The organism is Dialister sp. (assembly GCF_047832375.1).
GTDB lineage: Bacteria > Bacillota > Negativicutes > Veillonellales > Dialisteraceae > Dialister.
In genome coordinates this window covers 2,676,359-2,689,235 of the sequence record NZ_CP181256.1, presented here as the reverse complement: position 1 = coordinate 2,689,235, position 12,877 = coordinate 2,676,359, and the positions used below count along the sequence as shown (strand labels likewise).

The window sequence follows — 12,877 nt, the reverse complement described above, 5'->3', positions numbered from 1 at the left end:
AAATCCGATAGTAAGGGATTTCCCGCCAATTGAATAAGTCTGTTCATAAGTGAAGAATCTTGTGAATAACTATATTTTACCATCTTCGAAGCTTCCTGTATATTCACAAGATGTATGGTGCAGTTCTTTCATGGACTACTATAGGTAGTAGATGAAGAAATTCACAAGTAAGTTAGAAGTTAGGAGTGAGGAGTCAGGAATGGTGGTGCGGCGCACAAATTATATGGCGCCGCTATTAGACATAGATGCGTCCCATCACTATTCCTCACCTACTAACTCACTAGCCCACTAACCCACTAACCCACTGTCCCACTTTCCTCTGTTTCACTTTTCTCACTTTCCCAATTGTGATACAATAAAATAGACTATTGCAGGAAAGGAATCACGCCATGAAAAGACCGCAGAAAGTGACACGGGAAACCAGGCCGAATCAGTATGCCCGGAAAATGTATGGTAAAGAGAAGATGGAAAAAATCATGGAAGATGAGGACATGGAACGTATTGCGCCCAGCAGGAAGGGAACAAAGAAGAAAATCCGGACGGTCCTGAACCGGAAGCTCCGCCATTCCATGAAGAATAAAGACCTTCCCGATGGAGCGGCTTACCGCAGGGAAACTTCCTGGGAAGAAAAATAGTATATGAGGCGGCCCGGGATGGGGCCGCATTTTTTATAGAAAATTTGAGATTTACGGTTTTGCATGCTGGCGGTTGGAGTCATCAGTGTGGAGCTCCTGGCTTCCAGCTGCCAGGAAAACTGGCCGGCCTACGGCATGAATAACTGTCGGAAACATCGAATGGGAAGCGCCGTAGGCGAATCAGCTTTCCTAAAAGCTAAAAGCTAAAAGCCAGCAGCTGTAAGCCCTGCCCTGATGATTTTATCCGCCAGCATGCAGACCACCGGTTTTATACAGAGGAACAGACAAATGGAAAAAGATAAAATACTCGTGCTCGATACGGAAACCACCGGATTCCTTCCGGATGCGGAGGTGCTCCAGGTTTCCATTCTCGATGGAAACGGAACGGTGCGGATGAATGAATACTTCCGGCCTGACCACACCTCCGCCTGGCCCGGTGCCATGGCGGTGAACCACATTACTCTGGCCATGGTGGCCGATAAGCCGTCCATTGGCGAAAGGAAGGAAGAAATTTCCCATCTTCTCCGGCATGCGGAGGCAGTGGTGGGATATAATATTTTCTTTGACCTGAAAATGCTTCGACAGAACGGGATATTCGTCCCCGGCCGCAGCCACCTCCGTGCCATAGATATTATGGGGCCTTTTTCGGATAAATATGGAGAAGAAAAGGATCTTCCCCTCAATAAATATGGGCACTACAAATACCAGAAACTCATCACCTGTGCCGCCTACTACGGTTACGACGGCGGCGGCTGGCACGACAGCCTGGCGGACACAAAGGCCACTCTCTTCTGTTTCTGGAAAATGGTAGAAGACGGGACTGTGAAGATATAGAAATTTATTAGTGGCTGACGGTTTTTGAACAGGCCTGCAGGAGTGAGAAGTTAGGAGTTAGGAGTTAGGAGTGGATGTGCGCCGCATCAGAATTATTGAGCGGCGCAGAGTTTGTATTCAGGCCAAACTTGGAAAACCTATGCAGGGTTTCCATCTCCAGGGGCCTGCATGCTATCGATGATCTCGTATATTGAGAATATTGGTAAGCAAGTTCCCCCTTAGAGATGAATGTCCTGTATAGGACATTCAAGTTTGGCATAAATAAGGCGCTTAGCCTGCCCATCAAAGCGCCTTCCTTTTAGGCCAAACGGCGGACGGCCAAAGGCCGGGGGATGGATCCGCCTCGCAGAGGCGAGACCTGCGAAGCAGGGATCTTCCCAATACTCGCCCATCCATCCTGCGCCTCTGGCGCGCCCCTTCTCCAAGGGGCTGGATACAGAGGGATAGAGTAACATTGAGAGTTGAGACCTGGCGGCAGAGCCACAGTCAGGTTTCATAAGGCGGCGCTATATAACTTGTGCGCCGCACCACCACTCCTCACTCCTCACTCCTCACTTCTCACTCCTCACTAAGACCTGTGTGCTTATCAAGACTCTTAACAGTAAAGGAATTTACTTATGAATTACACTTCCAAAGCAAAGAAAAAATATTATGTGGTAAAGAAAGGCAAGAAGCCCGGGGTGTATTATAACTGGCCGGACTGCCAGAAGCAGGTGCAGGGATTTCCCCATGCGGTGTTCAAGGGATTCGTGTCCAGAAAGGAAGCGGAGGCCTGGTACGGGAAGCCCATCGGTGAGGCACCGGCAGCTTCTCCTGCAAAGGTTTCGACAAAGCCCCTGGAAAAACCGGATATCCATAAGCTGGAGGCCCTCTACCCGCCCCATCAGCATCCCATGGATGACAGCATCCTTTCCAGCGATGGCATCCATATGACCCTTTCCCTTCCGGAAACACTGACCATCTATACCGATGGCTCCTGCCTTGTGAATCCCGATGGCCCCGGCGGGTTTGCGGCGGTATTCCTTACGGAAGATGGACGGGAGCTCCTTTCTGTCACCGGCGGGGAACCGCGGTCTACGAATAACCGCATGGAGCTTCGGGCAGCCTACGAAGCCCTGAAGACCGTAAGCGACGGTACGGTGCATACCATTTCTTTCTGCACCGACAGCAGGTACCTGCAGCAGGCCTTTACGAAAGGCTGGGTGGCCAAATGGAAGAAAAATGGCTGGAAAACGGTACAGGGGACGGACGTGCTGAACCGGGATCTCTGGACGGCCCTTGACAGCCTCATGACCATGCACCGGATCCATTTCCAGTGGGTCAAGGGCCATGTGGGCACAAAGTACAATGAAATGTGTGACCGCCTGGCAAAGAAGGAGGCCATGAACTACAAATAAAAGGCAAGTGCTTCTCTTACGCTCAGGTCCTGTCTCTTCCATCCCTGTCTTTAACGGGATGGGAGAGATTTTTATATGGTTATAATTTACAAATTAATCGGTACTTCCGTATATTCTTATAGCCTTGAGTGTTTTAATTAATAATAGTGATTTTTTGTTTTTTACAATTTTCTTTATTTTATACTTGTACTTGATGTCATTTAAGCCTATAATAAAATTGAATCAAAAGGAGAAATAATTTTTTTAAAACTTTATTTCTTATTTTCCAAAGGAAAGAGGGCATCATCATGACATCTGGCAAGGAAGACTATTTAAAAGCGATTTATCTCATCAGTGAGAACCACGATGTGGTTACGAATAAGGAGCTTTCTGAAATGCTTCACGTTTCACCTCCTTCTGTCAGTGAGATGATTACAAAACTCCAGAAGCAGGGATACGTAGACTATACTGCCTACAAGGGCAGCAAGATGACCCGGAAGGGCCGTAGGGAAGCGGGAAAGCTTCTCCGGTACCATGCACTGTGGGAAGTATTCCTTGTCAATGATCTCCACTTCTCCTGGAGTGAAGCCCACGAAATTGCGGAAGGTCTGGAGCACCAGACGAACGACGTCCTTTCAGAACGGCTCGATGATTTTCTGGGCCATCCGGACCACTGCCCCCATGGAGATCCGATTCCGAGAAAAGATGGCGTCCGCGTAGGTATTACGAATGAAACCCTGGCGGACCTTGAAGTGGGAGACAGTACCCATATCCGTCGGATCGTGGAAGATTACAGCCTCATGGATTACCTGCAGAGCAAGAACATTTCCATCGACATGGCAGTGACAGTGAAGAATAAGGAACCCTATGAGGGCCCCATTCTTCTCGAAACGGAGAAGGGAGATATTTCCCTGAGCTACAAGGCAGCCCAGCAGATTTATGTGGACGAAAATAAATAAGGGATCCCTGCATCCGGTATGATCAAGGGGACTGTGATCGTGGTATCCATGATCACAGTCCCCTTGCTGATAGGGCAGTTGGTATGCTGATGGATAGACTTATCTGCACGGGGCTGACAGCTGGCGGTCCCAGGCCATTGACTCTGCCCATAAAAACCGAAACCGTCCATACAAATTCATTGGTATTATGTTTTTTACACCCCATTTTCATTTCCGGATATAAGGAGACCATATGACACTGCAGCAGCTTCGATATATGATTGCCATCGTTCGCTGGGGATCTTTCAATATGGCAGCCCAGAAGCTTTTCATTTCCCAGCCATCCCTTTCCAAGTCCATGAATGAACTGGAAAAGGAAATGGGGATTACCCTCTTTTCCAGGACCAGCCGGGGAGCGGTACTGACGGAAGAGGGCACCCGCTTTCTGTCCTACGCCCGGCAGGTGGTGGAACAGGCGGATCTCCTGGAGCATCGGTATAAGACCGGGGAACCGGTGAAGCGGGTCTTTGCGGTTTCTTCCCAGCACTATGCCTTCGTGGTGAATGCCTTTGTGGCCCTGGTGAAGGAGTACGGAAAGGAAAAGTATGAATTCACTCTCCGGGAATCCAGAACCTGGGATATCATTGAAGACCTGCGGCTGGGCCGGAGTGAACTGGGGGTCCTTTTCATGGACCATTTCCGAAAGGATGTGCTTACCCACATTCTTCGGGAGGAAAACATGGAATTTTATCCCCTCTTCAAGGCGCCGGTACATGTATTCATCAGCCGCCGCCATCCCTTGGCGGATAAAGAAAGGGTAACCCTGGAAGATCTCCTTCCCTATCCCCGGCTCACCTATGAACAGGGCACCCATAATTCCCTCTATTTTTCCGAGGAACCTTTGATCAGCGAGTACAGTCCCAAGAATATTGTGGTCACCGACCGGGCTACCCTGTTTAACCTGGTCATCGGACTCAATGGCTATACCATCTGCTCCGGCATCCTGTCCCGGGACCTGAATGGCAGCGAGATTATTTCCCGTCCCCTGGAAAGTGATGAGGAAATGACCCTGGGCGCCGTATTCCCCAAGGGCCAGCCTCTCCTGGGCATGACGAAGCGGTACATGGACCACCTGAAGTCCTATATCTCCCATCTGGAAGGGGTGGAAGTGCTGTTTCCGGAGGAATGAACAGGTGAATGACTTTCGTGCACATTCTCACGTACAAGTCTATGGCTGTTAGTTAGGGGTTAGGAATGAGGAGTGAGGAGTGGATGTGGCGGCGCAAGAAAATAGAAGCGCCGCGAATTTATATATTTTCTTCCCTGAGCCCAGGCGAAAGCCTTTGCCCTGATGCGCATAGCCGTGTCCGCAGGACAGAGCCCTGGCCGAAGGCCACTGCCCGTTCCCAGTGCCTTAACTCCATTCATCTAATTGTAGATATACCTTAAATCTATACCTACGCATATTTTATCTGTATTAACGCATAACTCTTCTCCTGTGATAGGATACAAACATCACATCGCAAGCACAGGAGGAATCACTATGAGCAATACACATATACCATTCAGAAACGATATTGTGGGCAGCTTTCTTCGGCCGAAAGCACTGAAAGAAGGAAGACAGGCCTTTGAAGAGGGACAGCTTTCAGCGGAGGGACTGAAATTTCTGGAAGATGAGGCCATTGTGGACCTGGTGGAAAAGGAAAAGAAAAACGGGCTCCATGACTTTACGGACGGTGAATTCCGGCGGGCCTTCTGGCACCTGGATTTCCTGGCAGCCCTTACGGGATGCCGGCAGGTTTCCGCCAAAGCCTGGTCTGTCCATTTCGAAGGAAAGCAGCCGAAGGCCACCACATTCCGCATCGTAGGAAAGCTGGATTTCCCAAAGGACCATCCTTTCCTTTCCCATTTCCGGTTCCTGAAACAGTTGGAAGATAGGGACCATATAGCCAAGATGACCATCCCCTCCCCTTCCATGCTGCACCTCATGACCTGCGTCCGGGAAGAGCATCCGGTGCTCCCGGATATCTATGAAGGCCATGAAGACGCCCTCTTTGATGACATCGTCCGGACCTACCGGAAAGCGGTCAAGGCTTTTTATGACGAAGGCTGCCGGTACCTGCAGTTCGACGATACGTCCTGGGGCGAATTCTGCTCGAAGGAAAAGACCGATGCCTACCGGGCACGGGGCGTGGACCTGGAGCACATCAAAAGGAAATATGTGGACGTGCTGAACGCCATTCTGGCCGAGAAACCGGAAGATATGACCATAACCATGCATATCTGCCGGGGCAATTTCCGGTCCACCTGGTTCTCCTCCGGCGGCTATGAACCGGTGGCGGAAGTGCTCTTCGGAAACTGCCATGTGGATGGATTCTTCCTGGAATACGACAGTGACCGGGCCGGCGGTTTTGAGCCCCTCCGGTTTATTAAAGGCCAGAAGGTGGTGCTGGGCCTGGTGACCTCCAAGACCCCGCAGCTGGAAAAGGAGGAAGACCTGAAACAGCGCATCAAAGAAGCATCGAAGTACGTACCCCTGGACCGGCTCTGCCTCTCTCCCCAGTGTGGCTTCGCTTCTACGGAGGAAGGAAATCTCCTTACCGAAGAGGAACAGTGGGCGAAAATCCGCCTCATCCGCAAAGTGGCCGACGAAGTGTGGGGAGAATAAGATTTGAGAGTTGAGATTTGAGTTCCAGCGTCTTTGACGCAATGAGCAACAATGGCTCATAGCTGTCAGCTTATCGCCTGCTGAGAATCAACGGCCCTGATCATAAACAAAAGTACGGCAGTCATGGAAGACGCCGTTTATATCCCAGTTACCGCTGCATATGTTGCAGACCTTTCATATTCTGTAGCGGTAACTGGGATTTTTGGATGGGAAAAGGTAAAATGGAGAAAAGAGAAGGGAACTGGAATGGCGGCGAAGCCGAAGGGCCTCAATTCTCATACCTCATACCTCAAATCTCAATTCTGCCTTTCTCCGGCGGATGCTGCTGAAGTCCAATTCTTTGTAAAAGGCTCCGAAGTGAGAGTAATCCCCGGCATGCAGCCCCTTAGAGAAGGGGCGCGGCAAAGCCGCAGGATGGATTGACGGGTATTGCTCTGCTGTGCAGATCCCGCCTCTGCGAGGCGGATCCATCCCCTGCCCTTCGGGCTGCCCCCTTCTCTAAGGGGGCACCGGTGAGCGGGCCGCTTTACTACAGTAAAAAGCCCCATTACCGGATGACCATGAACATGCAGCCCCTTAGAGAAGGGGCGCGCCAAAGGCGGAGGATGGATGTGGAAAAGCTGCTGATCTTGTCTGAAGTCTGTTGTCTGATGTCTCCTTTGCGGCAAAGCCGCTAAAGACCTGGACCTAGATCCTTAGGGCCTCAGGCCCTGGACCTCAATTCACTTACCTCAAATCTCAATTCTTTCCCAGGGAGGATCTATGAAAACAATTTACCTGGCCGGCGGATGCCTCTGGAGTGTACAGTACTTCATGAATACCATTCCCGGTGTCATAAAAACAGAAGCAGGCAGGGCCAACGGGAGCACGGATACCCTGGATGGACCCTACAATGGTTATGCAGAGTGTGTGAAGGTGACCTACGATGAAACAAAACTGTCGGTGCCGGACCTGATGGGTTACCTTTTTGAAATCATCGATCCCCACAGCGTAGACCACCAGGGCATGGACTACGGGAAAAAGTACCGCACCGGCGTGTACAGCGAGGAAAAAGAGCCCTTGGAAGAGGCCCGCCGGTTTATTGCAGCAAGGCCGGATGCAGACCGGATCAAAGTAGAAGTCCTTCCCCTGACCAGCTATATTCCCAGTGCCCCGGAGCACCAGGACCATCTGGAAAAGCATCCGGAAGACCACTACCTCTGCAGCATTCCCTGGAGTCTTTTAAAGAAGTATAAGAAGGAGTAGGCTGTGACCTTACAGCTCAATTGGGATAAAATAGACTTTGCCCGGGCTATGACTGCGTCAGGGCTCTGCCCTGCGGACAAGGATGCGGCCTGACGGCCAGGACAAAGGCTGCCGCCTGGGCGCAGGGAAGAAAATATATAATCCGCGGCGCTTCAAAATTATGTGCGCCGCACCTCCACTCCTCACTTCTCATTTCTCACTCCTCACTTGTTTCCCTCTTGCTTTTCCTTTCCATTTTCTGTAAAATCAAAAAAGGGATAATCTTTTCAGGTTATCCGGCCCCGACTGGGGCTTTTTTGTTGCCCAAAACAATGTGGAGAAATCAGGATCTGCTCATTTCTGTGGAAATGTGACAGAGGTGGGATCGAGACGGAGGTCAAGATTGAAGGCTATGGCGGCGGTGCCGCCAATGGATGGAACCGGGCCACATGGTGCTGCAGGAAGCGCCGCAGGCTGGTACTCGGTCTCCATCTCTATCTCGATCTTACCGTCACTGTTTCATCCGATTGATTTCTTCTTTATCATCGTAATTCTTTCAAATGGGGTGTTTTTATGGCTAAATCCTATGATGTAGTAATTATCGGTGCCGGTCCTGCGGGGATTTTCACGGCGCTGGAACTGGCGGATACAGGGCTGTCCATCCTGATTCTGGAGAAAGGCCTGGATATCCGGGAACGGATTGCCCTGAATAAAAACCGGACTGCTCCCCCTGCCAGCCGGCGGGCAAATATTGTGTCCGGCTGGGGCGGGGCCGGTGCCTTTTCCGATGGCAAGCTGACCCTTACCACCGAGTACGGTGGCAACCTGGACGATTACATGAATAAGGGCGAGCTGGCAAGGCTTATCGAATACGTGGACTCGGTGTACTGTAAATTTGGCGGTGCCGGCCGGGCCGTATATGGCGAGGAGCACAAGGAAGAGCTCCATGAACTGAAACGCCGGGCCGCAGCGGCGGACCTGGCTTTCATTCCTGCCCGCATCCGCCATCTGGGCACCGATGTGAACGGGGAAATCCTCACCCACATGCGGGACAGTTTCCCATCCAACGTTACGGTGAAGGCGGAATGCCCGGTGGACACCATCCTCGTGAAGGATGGTGAAGTGGAAGGAGTCATCGCCGGCGGCGAGACCTACCACTGCAAGTACCTCGTAGCCGCACCGGGACGGGACGGGGCTGAATGGTTCACGAAGGAAGCACAGAAGCTGGGCCTCCATACGGCTTCCAACGCCGTGGATATCGGGGTCCGGGTGGAATCACCGGCAGAAATCTATGAACCCATCACCAACATCTGCTACGAGTCGAAGCTGGTTTATTTCTCCAAGTCCTTCGATGACCGGGTGCGCACGTTCTGCATGAACCCCTACGGCTTCGTGGTGACCGAAAACAACAATGGCCTCATGACGGTGAATGGCCATTCTTACGCCCACAAGAGAAGCGGAAATACGAATTTCGCCATTCTCGTGTCCAAGCAGTTCACCCAGCCCTTCCATGAACCCATTGAATACGGTAAGTACATCGCTTCCCTGGCCAACATGCTGGGCGGCGGCCCCATCGTGCAGCGGCTCGGCGACCTCCGGGACGGCCGCCGGTCCACGGCAGAACGGATCCGCCGGGGCCTGGTGCAGCCCACCATGCCCTCTGCCACCCCCGGAGATTTATCTTTGGTCTTGCCATATCGCTTCTTAAAGGATATTATGGAGATGTTCGAAGCGCTGGATAAGGTCGCTCCGGGAGCGAACTCCCGCCACACCCTGCTCTACGGGGTGGAAGTGAAGTTCTATTCTTCCCGCATCGAACTTTCGAACCAGCTGGAAACGAAGATTCCAAACTTCTTCGCTATTGGTGATGGAGCCGGCATCACCAGGGGCCTGGCACAGGCCTCCGCCGCCGGTGTTGTTGTGGGCCGGGAAATCTGCGCCCGCATAGGGAAACCGAAGGGAGAAATCTGACAAATGATACCAAGGTACACTAGACCGGTCATGGAAAAGATCTGGAATGAACGGAATGAATGGCAGACCATGCTGAACGTGGAAATCGCAGCCTGCGAAGCCAATGCGGAACTGGGCCGCATTCCGAAGGAAGCGGTGGAAGTCATCAAGGCCAAGGCAGACTTTGATGTAGACCGGATCCATGAAATCGACAGAGAAATCAACCATGACATTATCGCCTTCCTCACCAACGTAGGAGAACACGTGGGAGATGAAGCCAAGTACATCCACATGGGACTCACCTCCACCGACGTGAAGGATACGGGTCTGAACGTACAGCTGAAACAGGCTTCCGCCGTCCTCCTGGATGACCTCCAGAAACTGGCGGACGTGCTGAAGAGAAGGGCCGTAGAATTCAAGCATACCCCCACCATCGGCCGGACCCACGGTGTCCATGCAGAACCCACCACCTTCGGCCTGAAGCTCCTGCTCTGGTATTCCGAAACCCTCCGGAACATTGACCGCATGAAACGGGCTGCCGACGAAATGGCAGTGGGCAAACTCTCCGGCGCCGTAGGCACCTATGCAGACATTGATCCCTTCGTAGAAAAATATGTATGCAAGAAACTGGGCCTGAAACCGGAAATCGTGGCTACCCAGGTCGTACAGCGTGACCACCATGCAGAATACATAGCAACCCTTGGCGTCATCGCCGGCGTCCTCTCCCAGATGGCCCTGGAAGTCCGCCACCTTCAGAGAACGGAAGTCCGGGAAGCAGAAGAATACTTCAGCCCGAAACAGAAGGGCTCCTCCGCTATGCCCCATAAGAGAAACCCCGTAAAGTCCGAAAGAATCTGCGGCATGGCCCGCCTCATCCAGGGCTACAGCCTCCCGGCTTTCGAAGACATCCCCCTGTGGCATGAACGGGATATTTCCCACTCCTCCGTGGAACGGGTCATCCTCCCCGACGCCACCATTGCCCTGGACTACATCCTGGACCAGACCACAAACCTCATCGACAAACTCCTCGTATATCCGGACAAGATGATGGCTGACATGAACCTCACCGGCGGCCTCATTTACAGCCCGAGAGTACTCCTGGCCCTCGTTGCCAAAGGCGCTTACCGGGATACCGCTTACCGCTGGGTACAGAGAAACGCCATGAAACGCTGGCTCCAGGGAGAAGACTTCTACGAAAACCTCTGCAAAGACGAAGACGTAAGAAAGTACCTTACCCCGGAAGAAATCAAAGCCTGCTTCGACTACAAGCCCATGCTGAAGCACGTGGACGAAATCTTCGCAAGATTTGGCCTGTAACAGGAAATAAAAAATCCTCTCCGTTGGGGGAGGATTTTTTGTATTTGTGGGAAAGTGGCTGATGGGGAACGGGATTCGCCCGAGGGGGCACGTGTTAACGGTTATCCTCACAACGGTAAAAATCCCTGATGTGAAATTATCCCTGTCATGCAGCCCCTTAGAGAAGGGGCGCGCCAAAGGCGCAGGATGGATGCGGTGAAACCGCGGAGCCCCAATTCTCTTCACTCAATTCTCAAATCTTTCTCTTGCTGGGAGATCCCGCCTCTTCGAGGCGGATCCATCCCCTGCCCTTCGGGCTGCCCCCTTCTCCAAGGGGGCACATGTTAACGGTTATTCTCACAACGGTAAAAATCCCTGATGTGAAATTATCCCTAACATGCAGGCCTTTAGAGAAGGGGCGCGCCAAAGGCGCAGGATGGATGCGGTGAAACCGCGGAGCCCCAATTCTCTTCACTCAATTCTCAAATCTTTCTCTTGCTGGGAGATCCCGCCTCTTCGAGGCGGATCCATCCCCTGCCATTCGGGCTGCCCCCTTCTCCAAGGGGGCACATGTTAACGGTTATTCTCACAACGGTAAAAATCCCTGATGTGAAATTATCCCTGGCATGCAGGCCTTTAGAGAAGGGGCGCGCCAAAGGCGGAGGATGGATGCGGCGCAGCCGCGGAGCCTCAATTCTCTTCACTCAATTCTCAAATCTATTTTTATATGGACACATCTGATATGATTAAAAGAGAGTGAACCGTCGACTATAAGAAAGGCCATACCATGCATATCCTGAAATACCTGCTTCTTTTCCTGGCCCTTCTGGGATGCGGGGGATACTGGTTTGTATCCCAGCCCCAGATGGATCCCCTCATGACCGAGGCCAGAAAGAAAAAAATCGAAGCCTCTCCCCACTACGTGAATGGGCAGTTTGTTCCGGAACATCCCCATGGGGAAATCAAAGTGGGTATGGGGTTTTGGAAGGAATTTCTCTTTCCCACTCCCGGAAAGACTATACCGAAGGATACGATGATTCATGAAAAGACGGACCTCAAATCCCTTCCTCCCGATGAGGATGTGGTGGTGTGGATGGGCCATTCCTCCTTCTACATGCAGCTCCATGGAAAGAAAATCCTCATCGACCCTGTGGCGGCAAAGTATGCCTCGCCGGTGCCCTTTGTGGATAAAGCCATGGATGGCAGTAATGTATATGGCCCCGAAGATATTCCCGATGACATTGATGTCATGGTGCTTTCCCATGACCATTGGGACCATTTGGACTATGATTTTGTCCGGGCTATAGAACCGAAGGTTCATCACGTGGTGACGGGCCTTGGGAATGGAGGATACTACGAGAAATGGGGTTATCCCCTTTCTAAAATCCATGAAGAGGACTGGTGGACCCCGGTGAAAATCGATGAGGGCCTGACGGTATGGTTCCTCCCGTCCCGCCACTTCTCCGGCCGTATGCTCCATCGGAACCAGACCCTCTACGGCAGCTTTGCCTTCATTACACCGGGCAGGAAGGTCTACTACACCGGCGATGGCGGCTACGATGACCGGTTTGAAAAAATCGGAGAAAAATTCGGCGGTTTCGACCTGGCCCTCATTGAAGACGGCCAGTATAACAAAAGCTGGCCCACGGTACACATGATGCCGGAAGAAAGCGCCAAAGCCGGGGAAGATCTCCATGCAACGGCGGTGATTCCCTGCCATAATGGAAAATATCCCCTCTCCGACCACAGCTGGAAGGAACCCTACGAGCGGATAACCGCCGCGGCGGAAGGAAAGCCCTACACCCTCCTCACCCCGGAAATCGGGGAAAAGGTGGATATAGGAAAGCCTGATCCCAATCTCCACCACTGGTGGGAAGAAATGGAATAGGGTGTAAACAGCATATCCTGTTTTTGACGAAGAGACTGTAGGGCTGTTAGTTAGAAGTTAGGAGTTAG

At 52.0% G+C, this 12,877-nt stretch carries 11 protein-coding genes; all 11 read left to right on the top strand.

The genetic code is table 11. The annotated features are described in order from the left end of the window. Positions 1–389: 389 nt before the first annotated feature. On the top strand, positions 390–635 hold the full coding sequence (locus ACFWUL_RS10645; RefSeq protein WP_416177272.1) for a hypothetical protein: 246 nt from the start codon (positions 390–392) through the stop codon (positions 633–635). 288 nt (positions 636–923) lie between these two features. Further along, the gene (locus ACFWUL_RS10640; protein ID WP_416177271.1) at positions 924–1,469 is read left to right on the top strand and encodes an exonuclease domain-containing protein; all 546 of its coding nucleotides are present in this window, start codon (positions 924–926) and stop codon (positions 1,467–1,469) included. A gap of 617 nt (positions 1,470–2,086) precedes the next feature. Continuing rightward, on the top strand, positions 2,087–2,866 hold the full coding sequence (locus ACFWUL_RS10635; protein WP_416177270.1) for a ribonuclease H family protein: 780 nt from the start codon (positions 2,087–2,089) through the stop codon (positions 2,864–2,866). A 287-nt stretch (positions 2,867–3,153) separates the two neighbouring features. Next, on the top strand, positions 3,154–3,804 hold the full coding sequence (locus ACFWUL_RS10630; RefSeq protein WP_416177269.1) for a metal-dependent transcriptional regulator: 651 nt from the start codon (positions 3,154–3,156) through the stop codon (positions 3,802–3,804). Between the two features lie 232 nt (positions 3,805–4,036). Continuing rightward, complete coding sequence (locus ACFWUL_RS10625) at positions 4,037–4,972, top strand: LysR family transcriptional regulator (RefSeq protein ID WP_416177268.1); 936 nt, start codon at positions 4,037–4,039, stop codon at positions 4,970–4,972. 354 nt (positions 4,973–5,326) lie between these two features. Continuing rightward, positions 5,327–6,451: a 5-methyltetrahydropteroyltriglutamate--homocysteine S-methyltransferase gene (locus tag ACFWUL_RS10620; RefSeq protein WP_416177267.1), complete on the top strand. Its 1,125-nt coding sequence runs from the start codon at positions 5,327–5,329 to the stop codon at positions 6,449–6,451. Positions 6,452–6,574: 123 nt separating this feature from the next. After that, positions 6,575–6,874, top strand: coding sequence for a hypothetical protein (locus tag ACFWUL_RS10615; protein ID WP_416177266.1), 300 nt, complete (start codon positions 6,575–6,577; stop codon positions 6,872–6,874). 339 nt (positions 6,875–7,213) lie between these two features. Beyond that, positions 7,214–7,696 carry a peptide-methionine (S)-S-oxide reductase gene (locus ACFWUL_RS10610; RefSeq protein WP_416177265.1) on the top strand — a complete coding sequence of 161 codons (483 nt, stop codon included), beginning with the start codon at positions 7,214–7,216 and terminating at the stop codon, positions 7,694–7,696. Positions 7,697–8,248: 552 nt separating this feature from the next. Then, on the top strand, positions 8,249–9,646 hold the full coding sequence (locus tag ACFWUL_RS10605) for an NAD(P)/FAD-dependent oxidoreductase (RefSeq protein WP_416177264.1): 1,398 nt from the start codon (positions 8,249–8,251) through the stop codon (positions 9,644–9,646). A 3-nt stretch (positions 9,647–9,649) separates the two neighbouring features. Next, positions 9,650–10,942, top strand: a complete 1,293-nt coding sequence (gene purB / locus ACFWUL_RS10600; protein WP_416177263.1) for an adenylosuccinate lyase — start codon at positions 9,650–9,652, stop codon at positions 10,940–10,942. Positions 10,943–11,708: 766 nt separating this feature from the next. Continuing rightward, positions 11,709–12,809 carry an MBL fold metallo-hydrolase gene (locus ACFWUL_RS10595; protein WP_416177262.1) on the top strand — a complete coding sequence of 367 codons (1,101 nt, stop codon included), beginning with the start codon at positions 11,709–11,711 and terminating at the stop codon, positions 12,807–12,809. The last annotated feature ends 68 nt before the right edge of the window (positions 12,810–12,877 follow it).

Coding starts and splice junctions, on each gene's coding strand:
- ACFWUL_RS10595 (WP_416177262.1), top strand. CDS start 11,709: ATGCATATCCTGAAATACCTGCTTCTTTTCCTGGCCCTTCTGGGATGC.
- ACFWUL_RS10645 (WP_416177272.1), top strand. CDS start 390: ATGAAAAGACCGCAGAAAGTGACACGGGAAACCAGGCCGAATCAGTAT.
- ACFWUL_RS10605 (WP_416177264.1), top strand. CDS start 8,249: ATGGCTAAATCCTATGATGTAGTAATTATCGGTGCCGGTCCTGCGGGG.
- ACFWUL_RS10640 (WP_416177271.1), top strand. CDS start 924: ATGGAAAAAGATAAAATACTCGTGCTCGATACGGAAACCACCGGATTC.
- ACFWUL_RS10625 (WP_416177268.1), top strand. CDS start 4,037: ATGACACTGCAGCAGCTTCGATATATGATTGCCATCGTTCGCTGGGGA.
- ACFWUL_RS10635 (WP_416177270.1), top strand. CDS start 2,087: ATGAATTACACTTCCAAAGCAAAGAAAAAATATTATGTGGTAAAGAAA.
- purB (WP_416177263.1), top strand. CDS start 9,650: ATGATACCAAGGTACACTAGACCGGTCATGGAAAAGATCTGGAATGAA.
- ACFWUL_RS10615 (WP_416177266.1), top strand. CDS start 6,575: ATGGAAGACGCCGTTTATATCCCAGTTACCGCTGCATATGTTGCAGAC.
- ACFWUL_RS10630 (WP_416177269.1), top strand. CDS start 3,154: ATGACATCTGGCAAGGAAGACTATTTAAAAGCGATTTATCTCATCAGT.
- ACFWUL_RS10620 (WP_416177267.1), top strand. CDS start 5,327: ATGAGCAATACACATATACCATTCAGAAACGATATTGTGGGCAGCTTT.
- ACFWUL_RS10610 (WP_416177265.1), top strand. CDS start 7,214: ATGAAAACAATTTACCTGGCCGGCGGATGCCTCTGGAGTGTACAGTAC.